The following is a 20023-nucleotide window of genomic DNA, read 5'->3' as shown; positions in this document are numbered from 1 at the left end:
ATTATGGAAGCTCAGGCGCTCGTGGCCGACGGCGCGCAGAGCTCGACGCAGAACGCCATGAAGGCCTCCACCGAAGCCGGCGGCAGGCGCCGCGACGGCCGCACGATGTACAGCGGGAAGGTCTCGCCCGGCCAGTCCGGGAACAGCTCCACCAGCGTGCCGTCGGCGATCAGGTGCTCGACGCTGAGCGCCAGCACCTGCGCCACGCCGGCGCCCGCGACGCAGGCCTGCACCATCGCGTCGGCGTCGGTCATCGTCAGCGTGCCCGCGGTGGCGACCGTCAACTGCTCCTTCGCGCGGCCCTTGCCGCGCAGGAAGATCCATTCGAAGGGCTTGCCGCGCTGCGGATCGATGTACTGCAGGCAGTCGTGCCTCGCCAGCTCCGGCGGCTTGCGCGGGCGTCCGCGACGATCGAGGTAGGACGGCGCCGCGACCGTCAGCACGCGGTTCTCCAGCAGCTTGCGCGAGGTCATCGTCGACGCCGGCTGCGGACCGAAACGCACGGCCACGTCCACGCCCTCCGCGACCAGGTCGCCGCTGCCCGGGAACTGCACCATCGTCAGCGTGAGGTCCGGATAGAGCGCCTGCAGACGGGGCAGGGCGGGCGCGAGCACGTAACGCGCGAACAGCGGGTTCAGGCTCACGCGCAGGGCGCCGCGCACGCTGACCGCCGCGCCGGAGACGAGGTTGGCCGCCTCCTCGATGCCCTCCAGATGCGGCACCGCATGCTCGTACAGCCGCGCGCCCTCGCCCGTGAGATGCAGTGAGCGCGTCGTGCGGTCGAGCAGCCGAACGCCCAGGCGCTCCTCCAGCCGCGACACCGCGCGGCTGACGCCTGAGGCCGACAGGCCCAGCACCTCGCCGGCCTTGCTGAAGCTGCCCGCTTCCACCACCGCCGCCAGCACGCTCATGCCGGCCAGCAGGCGTCCATCGATGCTCATCGTCCGCTCCTCATCTGCTGCTCCTCGAAAGCCGCTTTTCGAATGCTGCCCATTGGCGTTCGTGCTTATCTTTGAATTTCAGCAAAGATCATTTGAGCGACTCTACCTTTATCAAAGATCGTCCGCTTCGCATCATGCGGTCCGTTGCCTCAATCCCGAGTCGATTTCCCTCAACGCATCGTCCAACGAATCGTCCAGCGAATCGTCCAACGATTCTTTCAACGATCTCTCCAACGGAGTTCCCCATGACCGATCGCGACACCCTCTTCAAGGCCGGCACCGTCGTCACGATGGATCCCGCGCTGCCCAACCTTGCCGTCGGCGACGTGCTGGTGCGCGACGGCCGCATCGCCGCCGTCGGCGCGGACCTGTCCGCCGGCGACGCCGAGGTGATCGACGCCGCCGGCAGCATCTTGATGCCCGGCCTGATCGACGCCCACCACCACGCCTGGCTCGGCGTGATGCGCCGGCTGATGCCCGACGTCGACGACCTCTTCGCTTACATCGACGTGGTCGCCAGCAAGCTCGGCGCTCACTTCCGTCCGCGGGACATGTACACCAGCACGATGCTGACGGCGGCCGCGTCGCTGGACGCCGGCATCACGACCCTCGTTGACGCCTGCCACAGCTCGCGCAGTCCCGAGCACACCGACGCCGCGCTGGAGGCGCTATATGCCTCCGGCATCCGCGCGCTGCACATGGTCGGTCCGGCGATGGACAAGGGCGCCTCCTCGGCGCATCTGCCGGGCGATCTGGCACGGCTGGCCGCGCGCTGGAACGGCTCCGACAGCCGCGTCCAGGTCGGCCTGTTCGGCCAGTTGAAGCTGGACTGGTGGGAGGTCGCGCGCGGCCTGGACATGCGCATCCTGACCGAGTTCATCGGCGATCTCGCGCAGCTCGGCCCGGAGTTCGCCAAGCCCGGCGTGCTCGGCCCGCACAACCTCTTCAACCACTGCACGCGGGTGCCCGCAGCGACGTGGAAACTGTTCGCCGACGCCGGCGTGAACATCACGGTGAATCCGCGCTCGGACGCGCTGTTCGGTTTCGACGACGAGACCTTCGCCTACCAGGTCGCCGTCGACCACGGCCTGGCGCCGGCGCTGGGCATCGACCTCGACACCGCCTTCGGCAGCGACCTGTTCGGCGAGATGCACGCGCTGTTCCATCAGCAGCGCGCGGCGATGCGTTATCGCCGCTTCCGCGGCGAGTCCGGCGTGCCCGCGCCGATCGGTGTCGAGGAGGTGCTGCGCGCCGCCACCATTAACGGGGCGCGCGCCGCCGGCATCGAGCACCGTGTCGGCACGCTGACGCCGGGCAAGGCCGCAGACCTGATCATGGTCGGCACCCACGGCGCGGCGGTGTTCCCGGTGACCCACGCGATCGCCACCATCGTGCAGGCGGTGGAGCGCGCCGACGTCGACACGGTCATGGTCGGCGGGCGCCTGCGCAAGCGCGGCGGCCGGCTGATCGACGTCGACCTGGCGAAGCTCGCCGACGACGCGGCGTCGTCGCGCGACTTCCTGCTCGACGCCAGCGGGCACCGCGTCGATCTGTTCAAGACCGCGGCATGAGCACGCCGACCTCCACCGCGACGCTGAGCCGACCCGCGCCCGGCGTCATTGCGGCGCTGTTCTGCGGCTATCTGGCGGTCGGCCTGCCGCTGCCGGTGCTGCCACTGTTCATCCACGAGCGCCTCGGTTTCGACGCGCTGACGGTTGGGCTCGTCATCGGCCTGCAGTTCCTCGCCACGGTGCTGACGCGCGGCTACGCGGGTCGGCTCGTCGACGGGCAGGGCGGGCGGCGCTCGGCGCTGCAGGGCGCGATTGGCTGCGCCTTGGCGGGCCTGCTGTACCTCGTCGCGGCGCTGCCCGAGTGGTCGCCGACGGCCGCGTTGGCCATCGTCGTTGCCGGACGGCTGGTGGCCGGCTTCGGCGAAAGCCAGTTCGTCACGGGCTGCGTGTCGTGGTCCATCGCGTCGGTGGGGCCGCAGCGCGCGGGGCTGTCGATGTCGTGGACGGGCATCGCGATGTTCGGGGCGCTCTCGATCGGCGCGCCGATGGGCATGTGGCTGTATCGCGGGCACGGCCTACCTGCCGTGATGGTCGCGTGCATCGCCGCGCCCCTCGCCGCCTGGGCAGTCGCGCGGGCGACGGCGACGTATCGGATGGTCGGCGGCCCGCGCCTGGCGTTCCGGCGCGTCGTGGGCCAGATCTGGCGCCAGGGGCTCGGGCTGACGCTGCAGGGTGTCGGGCTGGCCGGCCTCACGGCCTTCGCCTCGCTGTACTTCGCGGCGCGCGGGTGGTCGCATGCCGGCGTGGTGATGACCTGCTTCGGCGTGGGCTTCATCGCGGTGCGGCTGCTGCTCGGGCATCTGCCCGACAAGATCGGCGGACGGCGCGTGGCGCTGGGGTCGCTGGTCGTCGAAGCGATCGGGCAGGCACTGGTCTGGGGCGCGCCGCTCGAGGTCGTCGCGTTGGCCGGTGCCTTCGTGAGCGGCCTGGGTTGCGCGCTCATCTATCCGGCGCTCGGCGTCGAGGCGCTCAAGCGCGTGCCGCCGGCCAACCGCGGCAGCGCGATCGGCGCGTTCGCGGCCTTTCTCGACATCGCCTACGGCCTCGCCGGGCCGACAGCGGGGCTGGTCGCGGGGCGTTTCGGCTACGCGGCGGTGTATGCGCTCGGCGCGATGGCAGCATTGCTTGGCGTGGCGCTGGTCGCCACCGGGCGGCAGGACGCTTGAAGGAGAAGAACCATGTCCCGCATCTTCATCACCGGCTCTTCGGAAGGCCTCGGCCTGATGGCCGGTCAGCTGCTGGCGTCGCAGGGCCACGAGGTCGTGCTGCACGCGCGCAATGCGAAGCGCGCGGCTGACGCGCGGCACGCACTGCCGCAGGTCGCCGAGGTCGTCGTCGGCGACGTGTCGACGATCGCCGGCATGCGTGAGGTCGCCGCACAGGCGGACGCGTACATCGGCGCGCACGCCGATGCGCAGCCGGATGTCGCCGGCTTCGACGCCGTCATCCATAACGTCGCCGTCGGTTATCGCGAACCGCGCCGGATCACGACGGCGGACGGGCTTGCGCATCTCTTCGCGATCAACACGCTGGCGCCGTACCTGCTGACCGCGCTGATGCGCCGGCCGAAGCGCCTGATCTATCTGAGTTCCGGCATGCATCACCACGTTGACGCGAATCTCGACGACCTGCTGTGGACGTCGCGCCGCTGGGACGGCTCGACCGCGTACGCCGAGAGCAAGCTGCACGACGCGATGCTGGCCTTCGCGATGGCGAGGCGCTGGCCGGACACCGTCAGCAGCGCGCTGGAACCCGGCTGGGTGTCCACGCGCATGGGCGGTCGCGGTGCTCCCGACGACATGGACCTCGCGCACCGGACGCAGGCCTGGCTGGCGGTGAGCGAGGACGCGCAGGCGCGACGCTCCGGCGCCTACTGGTTCCACCAGCGCCGGCTCGCGCCGAACCCGCAGGCCCTGGTGGCGGCGCTGCAGGACCGGCTGCTGGCGCGCTGCGCGGAGATCTCGGGCGTGGTCATGCCGACGTGATGCGGCGAGCGGGTCATGCCCATGGACACTGGCGAAAACTGGCAATACTGTATAAATTGACAGTATGCCGCAAGACACCAAGATCGCTGCCCCGCCGCTGTACCTCCAGGCCGATGCGCTGAAGGGGCGTGGCAGCGCGTGGGCGATGCCGCACCGTTTCGAATCGCGCGAGCGCGAGCAGTACGACGACGGCTGGGGCACGCTGGACCAGGAGGCGCTGGAGGAGCACATCGCCCCGAAGACCGAGATCATCGAGGAACACGCGAAGAAGATCGTCAGCGGCAACCAGTCGCCCGACATCGGCTTCGACCTGTCGATCAATCCGTACCGCGGTTGCGAGCACGGCTGCATCTACTGCTTCGCGCGGCCGACGCACAGCTACCTGAACCTGTCGCCGGGCCTGGATTTCGAGACCAAGATCATCGCGAAGGTCAACGCCGCGGAGCGGCTGCGGGAGACGCTGGCCTCGTCCGCGTACAAGCCCGCGCCGCTGGTGCTGGGCACGGCCACTGATGCGTACCAGCCGATCGAGCGCAAGCTCGGCATCACGCGCGCCGTCGTGGAGGTGCTGACGGAGGCGCGGCATCCGTTCTCGGTCGTGACCAAGTCCAGCGGCATCGAACGCGACCTCGACCTGATCGTGCCGATGGCGCTGAAGCGGCAGGTGTCGGTCTACCTGTCGGTGACCTCGCTGGATCCGGCGCTGTCGCGCATCCTGGAGCCGCGGGCGGCGTCGCCGCAGCGGCGGCTGCAGACGATCAGGACGCTGGCGGAGGCGGGCGTGCCGGTGGGGGTGAGCGTGTCGCCGGTGATTCCCTTCCTCAACGAGCCGGAGCTGGAGCGCATCCTCGAAGCTGCGGCGGAGGCCGGGGCGACCAAGGCATTCAGCATCCCGCTGCGGCTGCCCTGGGAAGTGGCGCCGCTGTTCCACGATTGGCTGCGGCTGCATCAGCCGGACAAGGCCGCGCGCATCATGGCGCGGCTGCGCGACATGCGCGGCGGCAAGGACAACGATCCGCGCTTTGGCACGCGCTTCACCGGCGAGGGCATCTGGGCGGAGCTGCTCCAGCAGCGCTTGCGCAAGGCGTCGAAGCGCTTGGGCTTGGGTCGCGAGCGGCACCAGTTCGACTTCAGCGAGTTCCGGCCGCCGTCCAAGGTGGTGGGGCAGCAGTCGTTGTTCTGAAGGCAGGCGCAACGTCGGCTCAACGTCGGCAAGACCTGACCCCGCGCCAGCCGGTCCGCCGCCAGCCGATCTCGCAATGAACTTCCTCAGTATGCGCAGGGGGAGTGACCTACCGAGATCAACATCCCCCGTCGAAACGCCCTTCGGAGGGAATGTGTTCCGAGCGCATCACGCAGAGACTGGTTGCCATTGAGTCGAGGACTCGCAATGCAGGAGTGGTGATGACTGTTCAAATGAACGAAGGCCCTGTCTTCCATGCATCGGGCCGACTGGTCACGGTGATGGTGCAGCCGATGCCGGTCCCGGAAGGGATGACGGAAACCGATGCAGTGATTGATCTGCTGAGGCGCCCCGCGACCTTGTTCGGGTCCGCGCATGATCAACACCTGCCGGATGCTCGGTGCGCATATACCGCCTGGGACGATCTCCTTCGCCCCTTGCAGATTCTCCACCGCGGAGGCATCACGGTCACTTACGTGCGGCATCTGCTTCACCTGGCGGCGCATTTCGCGCATCGGCATTCGCTGCGCCGGGCAGGATCTGCGGTGATGGCGCTCTTCGAGGGCGATGGCAACACCAGCCTGCGATACGACATCCCTTTGCGCGCGCCGCGGGATGTGGCCTCTGCCTGGACCAAGGCGTTCTGGGATGAGCTGAACTACGTGGATCTGCTGCAGCCGAACTTCCTGATTCAGTTCACTGACGAGATCGGCGAGATCCCCGCTCCGCGTGCAGTGGCCCGGCAAAACGGAGAATCCGAGCAGGACCATGCCGATCACGACGAATGATCTGTTTGCCTTTGCGCAGGTGCTTGGGCGGGAGCGTGCCGAAGTGTGGCGACGGTCTGCAATCAGTCGCGCCTGCTACGCGGCCTATCATCGTTGTCGATGCTGGGAGAGGACGATTCCTCTCTTGGGATCAAACAAGGGGCCTGAGGGCGGTCGGCATCAGGAACTGATCAATCGGCTCAAACACCCAGCCTGGGAGTGTGGCGACGTCATTCGCGATCGATCACGGGCGAGCGGCGCTCAGTTGGAGGTCCAACGCCAACGACGTGTTCAAGCTGACTATGCCTTGGACGACGTGATCGCGGACGACGCTGTCAGGAATCAGTTGGATCAAGTGCGGGAGGTCCTGGCTCGTTGCGACGAACCGTTGCCTGCGACGCCCTTCAGGGGAAAGCGACTGTGATCACCCACGCCGGCAAGCACCCACCCAATCCCAATCCTTGCGATAGACCGACGTCTCCACGCCGCTGAGGCTCAGCACCGTGTGATACAGCCCGTCGTGCGACATCGGCGTATCGCGCCGCTGCGTCAGGCAGGCGCTGTCGAGCTTCTGCGACTGCCGCGTCTGTTCTGGCAGCCACAGGATCAGCGGCACATGCTTCTGCTGCTTGGGCGCCAGCGCGTAAGGCATGCCGTGCAGGAAGAGGTTGTTCTCGCCCAGCGACTCGCCGTGGTCCGACACGTAGAGCAGGCTGGGATCGAAGCGTTGCTCCTGCGTCCCCAGCCAGTCGATCGCCTTCGCCAGCACGTGGTCGGTGTAGGTGATCGTGTTGTCGTAGGCATGGCGGACCTGCTCCAGCTCGCACTGCTGCAGCGCGTTGCTGCGGCACTCGGGCTGGAAGGGCTTGCGGTCGTCGGGCGTGCGCAGGTAATAGGCGGGACCATGGCTGCCCATCTGGTGCAGCACCAGCACGACGCCGCGCGCGACGCGTTGCGGATCCAGCGCCGCGATGCGTGCGTCCAGATCGTGCAGCATCACCTCGTCGAGGCATTCGCCATCCGCGCGGCACAGGCCCGCGGGGATCGGGTGATCCGGCCGGGCAGGATTGATCGCCTGCGCATTCGGCACGCGGTCGCAGATCCCCTTGCAGCCCGACTGGTTGTCCAGCCACAGCACCGCGAGCCCGGCGCGCTGCAACACGTCCATCAGCGTCTGCTGGTTGCCGGGATGGTCGACGTACACCTCGCGGCCAAGCTGGGAGAACATGCAGGGCAGCGAGGCCGCTGTCGACGTGCCGCAGGAGGCGACCTCGCGATAGCTGAGCACCGGCTTCGTCGACAGCTCCGGATTGGTCGGCTGGCCGTAGCCGTTGAGCTGGAAGTTCTCGGAGCGCGCCGTCTCGCCGACCACCAGCAGCACGAGCGGCGGGCGTGCGCCCGCGGCGCGCGGCGTGAGCGTCGCGTCGGCGGCGACGACCTCCAGCGGCCCCTTGGGCTTCTTCTGCTTCTGCACGGCCAGCGCGGCGCTCGCCCAGATCGCGTTGATCGGGCTGACCATCTTGGTCAGCGCCTTGTTGTTGCGCAGCGTGGAGGCCAGGTCCGCCGTCCGCGTCGCCGCGAGTCCGACGCCCAGGGCCAGCGCCAGCGCGACGCTCGCGACGTTCCATCCGAGCCGCTTGAACCAACGCGTGTCGCTCAGCCGCTGGCGCCAGATCCAGACCAGCGGGATCAGCGCGATCACCGCGACATGCGCCGCCAGTCCCCAGCCGATCAGATCGCGCGTCTCGCGCACGTCGGTCTGCAGCGCGTTGGTGATCATCGTGCTGTCGATGATCACGCCATAGCTGCCGATGAAGTAGGCCAGCGGCGCCGTCATCAGCAGCATCAGCGTCAGCAGCGGCTTCACCGCCGCGCGCCAGGCCAGCAGGCTGAAGGCGGCGGCCAGCACCATGATCACGATGCCGGCGAAGACGACGACGAAGAGCTTGCCCGAGGTGCCGGCGTAGTCCGGCATGCCCCACATCCGCTGCCACAGCGGCCAGTTGCCGAGCACACCGACCCACAGTGCGGTCAGCCACGTCAATGCCAGCGGTGAACGGGCGCGCGCGGGGCGCACCGTGGCGGCCTGTCGGGTCGGCGAGGTCGAGGGATCGGAAAACGGCATCTTGTTGTGTCAGGCCGGCAAGAGAAAGCCTGCCCTTGTAGTTGTCGTACCTGAAGCTCCCCTGAAGCCTTCCTGAGCCTCGCCGCCGCGTGGCCCCGGATGCGCATTCATCCTCGCAAGGCCATGCCGCCCCCTCGGGCGGCCTTCAGCCCCTGGCCGCTGGCCTGCACGTAGCGGCGCTGCAGTTCCTCGATCTTGGGCTCCAGCGCCGCCGGGTCGCTCATCCGTTCCCGGTAGCGCTTGAGCACCAGCGCCGCCATGTCGATCAGCTTGGCGTTCAGCGTCTGCGTGCCTTGCTCCACCAGCAGCTGGACGCCGGTCTGCGCGTCGCCGCGCATCGCGTGGCGCATCGCCGTCTCGGAGATCGCGAACACCCGCGCATTCGCGTCGCGCAGCAGCTGCGTGCTGGGCTCGTGGGCCTCCGCCATGCTGATCAGCACTTCGGTCGCCGACTTGGAACTGCAGAAGCGCAACCCGAGCTGATTCATCAGCGTCTCCATCTCGCTGAGCTCGATATCCTGCCGCGCCATGCGCACCCACAACGCGACCAGCAGGCTGGCGGCCTCGAGGTCGAAGTCCGGGTCGCCGGCGCGTCGCGCGAACTGGCGCGCCAGCATCAGCGCGTCCGCCAGCTTGCGGTCCAGCAGCAGCCGCAAGCCTTGCATCAGCACCTCGAAACCCTGCAGGCGCTGGTCGCGCGGCGCGCGCTCCATGGCCTGCATCAGCGCGTCCATCGTGTACTTGAGGCCTTTGCTGTCCTTGGCGTCGAAGCGCATCAGCGCCATCAGGGCCAGGCTGTGCGCATCGAACAGCTTGGAGCGCAGGCCCTGCGCCACGCTGCGCTCCAGCATCTTGAGCGCCTCGTCGCGCTGACCTGCGTAGAAGGCCAGCGTGCCGCAATGCTGCTGTCGCAGCAGACAACCGGGCGTCAGCGTCGCGGCGGTGCGATAGGTCGCAAGCGCGGCATCGATCTCGCCTTGCTCCATCTGCACGCGACCCATGAGGTCATAGCTGTCGGCCTGGTCGGGCATGTCGCCGATCAGCGTCTCCAGCGTGCGCCGCGCGGCGCTCAGGTTGCCGCCGGCGACCTCGGTCCGCGCCACGCCCAGCCGCGCCCACGGCACGGTCCGCGCGGCGATGATGGCTTCGTACAGCTCGCGCGCCTCCGTATGGCGCTCCAGGCGCAACAACAGCTCCGCGCCGATGCGCGCGGCGTACAGCCAGTAGGTCGCCTTGCGCTGGAAACGTTCCAGGCACAGGTCCGCCGCGCGGCCGAAGTCCTTCGCGTCGATCGCGTCGAAGATGCCTTTGAGCTCGACCTTGCGATGCCGCGCATTGGCCAGCCGGTCGGCCAGCGCCGTGGTCGTGTAGGGTTTGACGAGGTAGGCGTCCAACGCCGCCTCGGCTGCCTCGGCGACCTTCGCGTACGAGGCCTCGCCGGTGACCATCACGAAGACGGTGGAGTAGGGGAGCAACTGCTCGCGCCGCAGCTCGTCGAGCAGGTCCTGCCCCGACATCTCGGAGCCGTCGAAGTAGTAGTCGCAGATGACGATGTCGTAGGGCTGCGTCTCGAGGATGACGCGGGCGTCGCGCACGCGCGTGGTCTGCCGCACATGGCCGACGCCGAGTTCTCGCAGCTGCGCCGTCATCAGGCTGCGCGAGTTGGCGTTGCTGTCGATGACCAGCGCCTGCGTCTTGCCGAGGGTGCCGGCGAGCGTCATGGCCGCCGCCCCGTCACGGCGCGCGCGCCAATGAAAAGGCCCGCCTCCGAAGAGAGCGGGCCGGCAGCACCCCAACGAATCGTGCGAATGTCGTCAACCACCGACCGATTGTCCGCCCGGCGACGACGGCCGATCCCCCGGGTTTGCGTGGGTGGCCGACCGGAGTGACGAGTCGTGGCGGGCGCTTGCGTGTCGCTGTTGGCGATTTACTTGAAGAGGTCCTTGACCCGGTCGGTCCAGCTCTTCGCGTTGGGCGAGTGGCGCTCGCCGCCGTCTTTCAGGCTCTTGTCGAGTTCCTTCAGCAGCTTGCGCTGATGTTCGGTCAGCTTGACCGGCGTCTCGATGCTGATGTGGCAGTACAGGTCGCCCGGATAACTCGATCGCACGCCCTTGATGCCCTTGCCGCGCAGGCGGAAGGTCTTGCCATGCTGCGTGCCCTCGGGGAGCTCGATCTCGGCCTTGCCGCCCAGCGTCGGCACCTCGATCGTGCCGCCCAGCGCCGAGGTCGTGATAGACACCGGCATCGTGCAGTGCAGGTCGTCGCCGTCGCGCTCGAAGATGTCGTGCTGCTTGATGCGGATCTCGATGTAGAGATCGCCCGACGGGCCGCCGTTCACGCCCGGCTCGCCGTTGCCGGCCGAGCGGATGCGCATGCCTTCGTTGATGCCGGCCGGGATCTTGACTTCCAGCGTCTTGGTCTTCTTGATCTTGCCGGCGCCGTTGCAGGTGGTGCAGGGCTCAGGAATGATCTTGCCGGTGCCGTGGCAGTGCGGGCAGGTCTGCTGGATGCTGAAGAAGCCCTGGCGCATGTGGACCGTGCCGCTGCCGCCGCAGGAGCCGCAGGTCTTGGCGCTGGTGCCGGGTTTTGCGCCGCTGCCGTGACAGGTCTCGCAGCCTTCCCACGACGGGATGCGGATCTGCGTCTCCTTGCCGCGCGCGGCTTCCTCCAGCGTGATCTCCATCGCGTAGCTCAGGTCGCTGCCGCGGTAGACCTGCTGGCCGCCGCCCTGGCGCCGGCCGCCGCCCTGCTGGCCGAACAGGTCGCCGAAGATGTCGCCGAAGGCCTCCGCGAAACCGCCGAAGCCTTCGCCGCCCGGACCGCCGCGCATGCCCTGGTTCGGATCCACGCCCGCGTGGCCGTACTGGTCGTAGGCGGCCCGCTTCTGGCCGTCCGAGAGCATCTCGTAGGCTTCCTTGGTTTCCTTGAACTTGTCCTCGGCCTCCTTGGCACCGTCGCCCTGATTGCGGTCAGGGTGGTACTTCATCGCGAGCTTGCGATACGCCTTCTTGATGTCCTCTTCGCTGGCGTTCTTCGCGACGCCCAGGACTTCGTAATAGTCACGCTTTGCCATGGATATTCCTGCAGGCCTCAAACCAGAACGCCGCGCGAGGCTGGCGGCCCCGCGCGGCGGCTGTCAGTCGACAGCGATTGCCGGGCGCGATGCCGGCCCCGGGCCGGCACGCACGCCTGTGCGGCTTACTTGGAGTCCTTGACTTCCTTGAACTCCGCGTCCACGACGTTGTCGTCGGCCGGCTTGGCCGACGCCTGCGCGCCCGCGGCGTCCGCCTGCTCGGCACCGGCGGCGCCCGCCGCACCCGCCGCACCCGCCGCGCCGCCGGCGGCGGCCTGGGCCGCCTGCGCCTCGGCGTAGACCTTCTCGCCCAGCTTCTGGCTGGCGGTCATCAGCGCTTCGGTCTTGGCGTCGATGTCGGCCTTGTCCTCGCCCTTGATGGCTTCTTCCAGGTCCTTCACCGCCGCCTCGATCTTTTCCTTCTCGCCGGCGTCCAGTTTGTCGCCGTGCTCGCTGAGCGACTTCTGCACCGAGTGCACCAGGCCGTCGGCCTGATTCTTCGCCTGCACCAGCTCGACCTTCTTCTTGTCCTCGGCGGCGTTGGCCTCGGCGTCCTTCACCATCTTCTCGATCTCGGCCTCGGACAGGCCGGAGTTCGCCTTGATGGTGATCTTGTTTTCCTTGCCGGTGCCCTTGTCCTTGGCGCCGACGTGCAGGATGCCGTTGGCGTCGATGTCGAAGCTGACCTCGATCTGCGGCAGGCCGCGCGGTGCCGGCGGGATGCCTTCGAGGTTGAACTCGCCCAGGCTCTTGTTGGCCTGCGCCAGTTCGCGCTCGCCCTGGTAGACCTTGATGGTCACGGCGGGCTGGCTGTCCTCGGCGGTGGAGAAGGTCTGCGCGAACTTGGTCGGGATGGTCGTGTTCTTCTTGATCATCTTCGTCATCACGCCACCCAGGGTCTCGATGCCCAGGCTCAGCGGGGTGACGTCCAGCAGCAGCACGTCGGTCCGTTCGCCGCCCAGGACCTGGCCCTGGATCGCGGCGCCGACGGCCACGGCCTCATCGGGGTTCACGTCCTTGCGCGGGTCCTTGCCGAAGAACTCCTTGACCTTCTCCTGCACCTTGGGCATGCGCGACATGCCGCCGACCAGGATGACGTCGTCGATCTCGCCGACCGACACGCCCGCGTCCTTGATCGCGGTGCGGCAGGGGGCGATCGTGCGCTCGATCAGCTCGTCCACCAGCGACTCCAGCTTGGCGCGGGTCAGCTTGATGTTCAGGTGCTTCGGACCGGTGGCATCGGCCGTGATGTACGGCAGGTTCACGTCGGTCTGCGACGAGTTCGACAGCTCGATCTTGGCCTTCTCGGCGGCTTCCTTCAGGCGCTGCAGGGCCAGCACGTCCTTGGTCAGGTCGACGCCCTGTTCCTTTTTGAACTCGGCGATGATGTAGTCGATGATGCGCTGGTCGAAGTCCTCGCCGCCCAGGAAGGTGTCGCCGTTGGTCGACAGCACTTCGAACTGCTTCTCGCCGTCGACGTCCGCGATCTCGATGATCGAGATGTCGAAGGTGCCGCCGCCCAGGTCGAACACGGCGATCTTGCGGTCACCCGCGCCGTGCTTGTCCAGGCCGAAGGCCAGGGCCGCGGCGGTGGGCTCGTTGATGATGCGCTTGACGTCCAGGCCGGCGATGCGGCCGGCGTCCTTGGTCGCCTGACGCTGTGCGTCGTTGAAGTAGGCCGGCACCGTGATGACGGCCTCGGTCACTTCCTCGCCGAGGTAGTCCTCGGCCGTCTTCTTCATCTTGCGCAGGACTTCAGCCGACACCTGCGGGGGCGCCAGCTTCTTGCCGCGCACTTCCACCCACGCGTCGCCGTTGTCGGCGGCGGCGATGGTGTAGGGCATCAGGTCGATGTCCTTCTGGACTTCCTTTTCCTGGAACTTGCGGCCGATCAGGCGCTTCACCGCGTACAGCGTGTTGCGCGGGTTGGTCACGGCCTGGCGCTTGGCCGACGCGCCGACCAGCACTTCGCCATCTTCCTGGTACGCAATGATGGACGGCGTGGTGCGGGCGCCTTCCGCGTTCTCGATGACGCGGGTGGTGTTGCCTTCCATGACCGCGACGCACGAGTTGGTCGTGCCCAGGTCGATGCCGATGATCTTTTTCTTAGCCATGTGGTGCTCCTGAATTTGAAAACTGGCGGAACGGTCAGCGGGGGGCGCTTCAAGCTTTCCCTGGCGCTCATCAATGAGCGGCTGAAACAACGTTCCGGGATGCTTCTGATCTGTGGATAACTTGTCCGGGTTCAAGGGCCCGGATCTTTTTTCAGCGTGTTTTTTCGATCACGCCGGTCGATGCGCTCACTTCGGGGCGGTCACCGTGACCAGCGCCGGCCGCAGCACGCGGTCGGCGATGAGGAAGCCCTTCTGCAGCACGGTCACGACCGTGTTCGGGTCCTGCTCGGCCGGCACCACCGAGATCGCCTGGTGCTGGTGCGGGTCGAACTTCGTGCCGGCGGCGGGATTGATTTCCACCACCTTGTTGCGCTCCAGCGCCGACTGCAGCTGTCGCAGCGTGGCGTGCACGCCCTGCAGCACCTGCTCCACGCTGGCGTCGGGCAGGGCGATGGCGGCGGACAGGCTGTCCATCACCGGCAGCATCGCTTCGGCGAAACCCTCGACGGCGAACTTGCGGGCCTTGGTCGTGTCTTCCTCGCCGCGGCGGCGGGTGTTCTCGACCTCGGCCTTGGCGCGCAGGTAGGCGTCGGACATCTCGGCCAGGCGGCGCTCGGTGTCGGCCAGTCTGGCTTCGAGCGTTTCGGGGACCGAGGCGGCGGCCGCGGCAGCGGCTTGCTGGGTCAGTTCGTCCAGCGTCGGATCAGGTTGTTGGTTGTCAGTCGTCATGGTTGGAATGCCCCAATGCGGATGCCCGGCTCCTCTCTGGAAGCGCGGCCGGCCTCTTTGAGAACCAGCGAGCGTCGGGCGACCCGCCGCATCTGGGGCCCATGGCCGGAACTTCAAGAGGGTGATTTTCGCATCCGTGCGCGGGCAAGCCTGGGGCCTGATAGCGGGGACCCAGCGCACGGGCGATCGTGGCTGAGGCGGGGAGCCGCTATTCGCCCGGGGCGGGCGAGATCCGCTGACTTTCCAGTCGGGCGTGCTCGCGGGCGTTGATCGGCGGCAGCCCCTGGAAGTAGGGGCGGACGGCGCAGCCCACGCCGACACCGAGTTCGACGGCCTTGCCGGCGCGGTGGATCCAGTTCAGCGGCGCGGGCCGGGTGGCGGCGCCGGCGACGTTGACGAGCAGCCCCAGCATGCCCAGCAGCCAGGTCGAGCCGAGGAAGAGCCGCAGCCGGTGTGCCACGCCGTGGCCGATGTTGCCCATCGCGTGTCGCGGGCCCGTGCCCGTGAAGCGGGAGCGCACGACAGGTGTTTTCTTCACCTCGAACAGCGGCACTGGCACGAGCGGCGCCGGGTCGCCGCCGACGTGACCGGCGTCCGGCACGCGATGGCGCTGACGGGCCATGGCCACACCGGCGGCCAGGCCCGTGAGGGCGCCGGCCGTCAACGACACGCCGGCCGACAACCCGATGTCCGGCAGCGCGCCGAGCGGGGCCATGCCGAGCGAGGCCCCCCGGACCGCGTTCATGCCGCCGAAGGCCCATTCGCCGGCGCGCACCTGCGTCGGGCCGTCGATGAGGCCGTGGCGGTCCTGGATCGCCTGGATCTCCTGGCGGAGCCGGCGTACGCCGTCCATCCCATGGGGCGCGCCAGTCTCGTCCAGCAGATCGGCCACGTGGTCGGGTACCAGTTGGTTTGGCGGAATGGCCGCCAGTTGACGACCGGTCAGCGCCGCGGCGCGAGGCGACACGACGCTGCCCACCGTCGCGCCGATGGCGCCGCAGATCGACGCGCCGACCCAGCGGGATGTCGTGATCACGGCGATCAGCAGGAGGCTGTGATCGGTGTCCTGCTCGACGTAGTTGCGGTCATTGCCGATGCCCAGCGTCTGTGGTGCGTCGAAGGCACTGCGCACGCCCAGTTCGGCGATCGCGCCGCCGATGCCCCGGCCCAGTCCGAAGCCGAAAGCCGCCGCGCCACCGATCGAGACCGCGAGCGCGACGATCGCCTTCAGGACTTCGATGTCGGCGGGCGTCATCGACACGCCGGCGAGCCGGATCGCATCGAAGCGGGCGACGGCCTGGCGCCGGGTCGCCTCTTGGAATTCGGAACGGTCGTCGGAACGGTCGTCGGAACGGGACGGCGGGTTCACGAGCGCAGGCGCGAGCGAAGCGGCGCGCGATCGGGGGTGCGGGACGTCGCCCCCGCGCGCCGCGACCGATCCGTCCTTGGCTTCGGCGCTGGTGTCGACGCTGGCTTCGGCGCTCGTTTCCTCAAGCGTCGACGACGACGCGTCGTGAGACGCCGGGCTCATGTGGAGAGGGATCATGTCGTCCTCGCGGTCAGCCCCGGCGGGACGGCTTGCCGCACCGGTGTCCCCACCGGTGCAAGGCTGGCGGAGGCGGCGTCAGTCCAGGCTGGCGGACCAGCGGTTCCAGTCCGCGAGGCGGCGGCGGTCCTGCTTGGTCGGGCGGCCCTGCTCGATGGCGTCGGCCGGCTCGGGCGCGAGGCGGCGTGCCTCGGCCGCGCGCTCGCGCGCCGCGATGCTGTCGGGCGTTTCCTCGTACAGCGCCTGCGCGACCGGCGCCGGGCCGCGGACGCCGCTGAGACCGGCGACCTTCACCTCGCGATCGATCTGGCCCTGGCGCAGCTTCACCACGTCGCCGACGCGCACCTCGCGCGAGGCCTTGGCGGCCTGCCCGTTGATCGTCACGCGGCCCTTGCCGATCTCGTCGACGGCGATGGAGCGCGTCTTGAAGAAACGCGCCGCCCAGAGCCATTTGTCCAGGCGCACGCCGGCGGATCCTGGGGAAGGGGAGGGCGAAGGGTTGCGGGTGGAGGAAGACATCTGAATCGGATTGTCCTATGCGGGCGACGGATCGGCGGATGGTGCCGCCGGCAGCCGGACCACGGCGTCCAGGCCTTCGATGACCCCGTCCCGTTCGCGGTTGTCGAGCGCCAGCGTGCCGCCGAGCGAATCGACGATCTCACGGCAAATCGCGAGCCCGAGGCCCGACCCGCCGCCGCTGCCGGCCGCGAACGGTTGTCCGAGTCTGGGCCGCAGCGCCGGCGCGATGCCGGAGCCGCTGTCGGCGATGCGCAGTTCGATGCCGCCGCCCGCGCCCGCCCCAGTGCCTGCGCCCATGCCCCCTGCGGAGCCGGCGTCGCCGTCCCGTCCGCGCGCCGTCACGCGCAACTCCAGCCGACCACCGCGCGGGCAGTGCCGCAGCGCGTTGTGCAGCAGGTTGCGCACCAGCTCCCGCAGCGCCCACTCGTGACCGCGCACCGGCGCGGGCTCGGTGATCAGCTCGAAGTCGAGCTCCGCGTCCGCGATCAGCGGCGCCAGGTCAAGCGCCACTTCGCGCACGGTGTCCGCCAGGTCCAGTCGCGGCGGATCCCCCTGCTGGCGCAACTGCTCGACCTTGGCCAGCGCCAGCATCTGGTTGGCGAGCGAGGTGGCGCCGTCGACGGTCGCGCCGATTTCGTCGATCGCCTGCGTCAGCGGCAGGTCGCCGCGGCGCGCCGACTGCACCTGCGCCTTGAGCACCGCCAGCGGCGTGCGCAACTGGTGCGAGGTGTCGCGCACGAAGCGCTTCTGATGCGCGAACAGGCCGGACTGTCGAGACCAGGCCTCGTTGATCGCGACCACCAGCGGCGCGAGTTCCGCCGGCACGCCCGGCATCGGGATGGGGCTGAGGTCGTCGTCCGCGCGCGCGCCGATCGAGCGGCTGAGCTCGCGCACCGGCCAGGTCGCGAAGAGCACCACGCCCCAGACCACGATCGCGATCACGGCCAGCAGCGCGGCCTGCCGCCACAGCGTGGAGATCAGCACCTGCCGCGCCAGCGTGCGCCGGATCTCCAGCGTCTCGGCGACCTGGATGGTCGCCACGCCCAGGCCGGCCTCGCCCGAGACCGGCTGCTTGAGCACCGCGACGCGCACTTCCTCGCCCTGGTACACGTCGTCGTAGAAATCGACCAGCGCCGCATAGGCGCCGCGCGCGGGCAGCTTGCCGTGCCACGCGGGCAGGTCGTCGAAGCCCGACACCCATTCGCCCTTGAAGCCGGTGACGCGGTAGAACATGCGGCTGCGGTTGTCGGCCTCGAAGGCCTCCAGCGCCGCGTAGGGCACCTCGGAGACCAGGTGAGGGTCCTCGCGCGTGCCGTGCACGTCGAGCTGCTCGCCGATGGTCTTCGCCGAGGCGAGCAGCGTGCGGTCGTAGGCCGTGTCGATGGCCCGCAGCGCGTCTTCGTAGAGCCGGTGCGCGTTGGCCGCGATCAGCAGGCCGACGGGGACCAGGATGCCGACGAGCAGCCGGCTGCGCATCGACGACAGCCAGCGTCGGCGCGAGGTCGCGGACGACCGCATCACCACTCAGCCACTCAGTCCGGCGCCTTGAGCAGGTAGCCCAGGCCGCGCAGTGTCACGAGTCGCACGCCGTCCGCCGGCAGCCGCTTGCGCAGGCGGTAGGCCACGACCTCGACCGCGTCGGGTTGCACGTCCAGATCGTCGGCGAAGACGATCTCCGTCAGCCGCTCCTTGGCGACCGCCTGGCCCGGACGCGCCAGCAGCGCGCGCAGGAGGGCCGCCTCGCGCGGCGGCAGCTCCAGCGGCAACCCGAGGTGGTAGACCGCGCCGCTGTCGGCGTCCACGCGCAGTCCATGGAAGGACTCGTCCTCATGCGCCCCGGCACCGGCCCCGGCACCCGCGCCAGCGCCCGCTGCCGATCCCGGCGCGCCGCGACTGCGGCGGGCGAGGGCGCGCACCCGCGCTTCGAGTTCGTCGAGGTCGAACGGCTTGGGCAGGTAGTCGTCGGCGCCGATGTTCAGGCCCAGGATGCGGTCGCCGACGGTGCCGCGCGCGGTCAGGATGATGACCGGCGTGGTGAGCTGTTCGGCGCGCGCGGCCGACAGCAGCTCCAGCCCGTCGATGTCGGGCAGCGACAGGTCCAGCAGCACGACGTCGGGCGGCGACGCGCGCCAGCGCTCGAGCGCCGCGCGGCCCTCCGCGAACACCTGCACCTGGATGCCGCGGCGCTCGAACGACCGCGCCACCGTGGTCTGCAGCGCGGCGTTGTCCTCGACGAAAAACAGCCTCATGGCCGGCAGTGTCCGCCACGCGCGAAGGCCGCGCCGCTCAGGGTCAACCCTGAGCTTCCCGACAGCCGAATGAAAGGCGATGTGTGCAGGATTCACGCCTACAACGAACGTCGGGTGCGCGCTCTGCCCTGACGCTGAGATCTACAACAGGAGACACGAGCATGCGTCGAGACCAATTCCTGAAGTCCGCGGCCGCCTTCGCCGCGCTGGGCGCCACCGGCGCGCTGCCGCTGGGCGCGCAGGCCGCGGCGGCCCTGAAGATCCTGGTGCCGGCCAACCCGGGCGGCGGCTGGGACATCACCGGCCGCGCGCTGGGCAAGGCCCTGCAGGACGCCGGCGCCGCGGGCGCGGTGACCTTCGAGAACAAGGGCGGCGCGGCCGGCGCCATCGGCCTGGCGCAGTTCGTGAACGCCGCCAAGGGCGACCCGAACGCGATGATGGTGATGGGCGCCGTGATGCTGGGCGGCCTGATCACCAGCAAGCAGCCCGTCACGCTGACGCAGGCCACGCCGATCGCCCGCCTGACCAGCGAGTACAACGTCTTCGTGCTGCCGGCCAATTCGCCGTTCAAGACGATGAAGGACGTGGTCGACGCGCTGAAGAAGGACCCGGGCTCGGTGAAGTGGGGCGGCGGCTCGCGCGGCGCCACGGAGCACATCGCCGCGGCGATGCTCGCCCGCGAGGTCGGCGTCGACGCCACCAAGATCAACTACGTCGCCTTCCGGGGCGGCGGCGAGGCCGTCGCGGCGATCCTGGGCGGCAACGTCAGCATCGGCGGCAGCGGCTACAGCGAGTTCCAGCCCTACATCGAGAGCGGCAAGATGCGCCCGATCGCGATCACCGCGCCCCAGCGCATCAAGGGACTGGACATCCCGACGATGAAGGAGCTCGGCTACAACGTCGAGATCGGCAACTGGCGCGGCGTCTACGGCGCGCCCGGCATCACGCCGGCACAGCGTCAGACCTTGATCGACCTGGTCGTGAAGGCGACCAAGTCCAAGGCATGGGCCGAGGCGCTGGAGAAGAACGGCTGGACCCCGGCCGTGCTGACCGGCAAGGACTTCGAGACCTTCGTCGACAACGAGTTCGCCTCGCTGCGCGCGATCATGCACAAGTCCGGCATGGTTTGACCCACCCCCTACCGCCTTCGGCGGCCAACGCCAGAGGCGCCCCTCAAGGGGGCGAACCCGGTGGCCTGGCGAAGCCAGTTCCTCGGGTTCC

The 20023-nt window shown here is 69.0% G+C and carries 16 protein-coding genes; 6 read left to right on the top strand and 10 right to left on the bottom strand.

Annotated elements, in window-relative coordinates:
- Positions 1-11: 11 nt before the first annotated feature.
- Positions 12-941 (bottom strand): LysR family transcriptional regulator, encoded by a 930-nt coding sequence (locus PV762_RS26135; RefSeq protein ID WP_421037925.1) that lies wholly within the window; start codon positions 939-941, stop codon positions 12-14.
- Between the two features lie 245 nt (positions 942-1186).
- Here PV762_RS26135 and PV762_RS26130 point away from each other — a divergent pair, with 245 nt between their 5' ends.
- The 5 genes from PV762_RS26130 to PV762_RS26110 all read left to right on the top strand — a co-directional run bounded on the left by PV762_RS26130 (position 1187) and on the right by PV762_RS26110 (position 6468).
- On the top strand, positions 1187-2512 hold the full coding sequence (locus PV762_RS26130) for an amidohydrolase family protein (RefSeq protein ID WP_421037924.1): 1326 nt from the start codon (positions 1187-1189) through the stop codon (positions 2510-2512).
- Positions 2509-3678, top strand: coding sequence for an arabinose transporter (locus PV762_RS26125; protein WP_421037923.1), 1170 nt, complete (start codon positions 2509-2511; stop codon positions 3676-3678). Before PV762_RS26130 ends, PV762_RS26125 begins: the two co-directional genes overlap by 4 nt.
- Positions 3679-3690: 12 nt before the next feature.
- The gene (locus PV762_RS26120; RefSeq protein ID WP_421037922.1) at positions 3691-4497 is read left to right on the top strand and encodes an SDR family NAD(P)-dependent oxidoreductase; all 807 of its coding nucleotides are present in this window, start codon (positions 3691-3693) and stop codon (positions 4495-4497) included.
- Positions 4498-4561: 64 nt separating this feature from the next.
- Positions 4562-5680, top strand: a complete 1119-nt coding sequence (locus PV762_RS26115; protein WP_421037921.1) for a PA0069 family radical SAM protein — start codon at positions 4562-4564, stop codon at positions 5678-5680.
- Between the two features lie 221 nt (positions 5681-5901).
- The gene (locus PV762_RS26110; protein ID WP_421037920.1) at positions 5902-6468 is read left to right on the top strand and encodes a hypothetical protein; all 567 of its coding nucleotides are present in this window, start codon (positions 5902-5904) and stop codon (positions 6466-6468) included.
- Positions 6469-6871: 403 nt separating this feature from the next.
- Here the strand turns inward: PV762_RS26110 and PV762_RS26105 are convergent, their stop codons facing one another.
- The 9 genes from PV762_RS26105 to PV762_RS26065 form a co-directional block, all read right to left on the bottom strand.
- A complete protein-coding gene (locus PV762_RS26105) occupies positions 6872-8572 on the bottom strand; it encodes a phosphoethanolamine transferase (protein WP_421037919.1) in 1701 nt (566 codons plus the stop codon).
- 107 nt (positions 8573-8679) lie between these two features.
- A complete protein-coding gene (locus tag PV762_RS26100) occupies positions 8680-10293 on the bottom strand; it encodes a response regulator (RefSeq protein ID WP_421037918.1) in 1614 nt (537 codons plus the stop codon).
- 206 nt (positions 10294-10499) lie between these two features.
- Positions 10500-11645 (bottom strand): molecular chaperone DnaJ, encoded by a 1146-nt coding sequence (gene dnaJ, locus PV762_RS26095; RefSeq protein WP_421037917.1) that lies wholly within the window; start codon positions 11643-11645, stop codon positions 10500-10502.
- Positions 11646-11770: 125 nt separating this feature from the next.
- Positions 11771-13759 carry a molecular chaperone DnaK gene (gene dnaK / locus PV762_RS26090; protein WP_421037916.1) on the bottom strand — a complete coding sequence of 663 codons (1989 nt, stop codon included), beginning with the start codon at positions 13757-13759 and terminating at the stop codon, positions 11771-11773.
- Between the two features lie 186 nt (positions 13760-13945).
- Positions 13946-14488 (bottom strand): nucleotide exchange factor GrpE, encoded by a 543-nt coding sequence (gene grpE, locus PV762_RS26085; protein ID WP_421037915.1) that lies wholly within the window; start codon positions 14486-14488, stop codon positions 13946-13948.
- Positions 14489-14696: 208 nt separating this feature from the next.
- A complete protein-coding gene (locus PV762_RS26080) occupies positions 14697-16034 on the bottom strand; it encodes a hypothetical protein (protein ID WP_421037914.1) in 1338 nt (445 codons plus the stop codon).
- Positions 16035-16112: 78 nt separating this feature from the next.
- Entirely contained in the window at positions 16113-16553 is a 441-nt protein-coding gene (locus PV762_RS26075) for an RNA-binding S4 domain-containing protein (protein ID WP_421037913.1), read from the bottom strand.
- A 15-nt stretch (positions 16554-16568) separates the two neighbouring features.
- Positions 16569-18071 carry a sensor histidine kinase gene (locus PV762_RS26070; RefSeq protein ID WP_421037912.1) on the bottom strand — a complete coding sequence of 501 codons (1503 nt, stop codon included), beginning with the start codon at positions 18069-18071 and terminating at the stop codon, positions 16569-16571.
- A 14-nt stretch (positions 18072-18085) separates the two neighbouring features.
- Positions 18086-18802, bottom strand: a complete 717-nt coding sequence (locus tag PV762_RS26065; RefSeq protein ID WP_421037911.1) for a response regulator transcription factor — start codon at positions 18800-18802, stop codon at positions 18086-18088.
- A 161-nt stretch (positions 18803-18963) separates the two neighbouring features.
- Here PV762_RS26065 and PV762_RS26060 point away from each other — a divergent pair, with 161 nt between their 5' ends.
- Positions 18964-19932, top strand: a complete 969-nt coding sequence (locus PV762_RS26060) for a Bug family tripartite tricarboxylate transporter substrate binding protein (RefSeq protein WP_421037910.1) — start codon at positions 18964-18966, stop codon at positions 19930-19932.
- Positions 19933-20023: the final 91 nt, after the last annotated feature.

This window comes from Mitsuaria sp. CC2, assembly GCF_048957715.1.
GTDB lineage: Bacteria > Pseudomonadota > Gammaproteobacteria > Burkholderiales > Burkholderiaceae_C > Roseateles.
The sequence above is the reverse complement of the archived record's forward strand: the minus strand, read 5'-3'. Positions and strand labels throughout refer to the sequence as shown.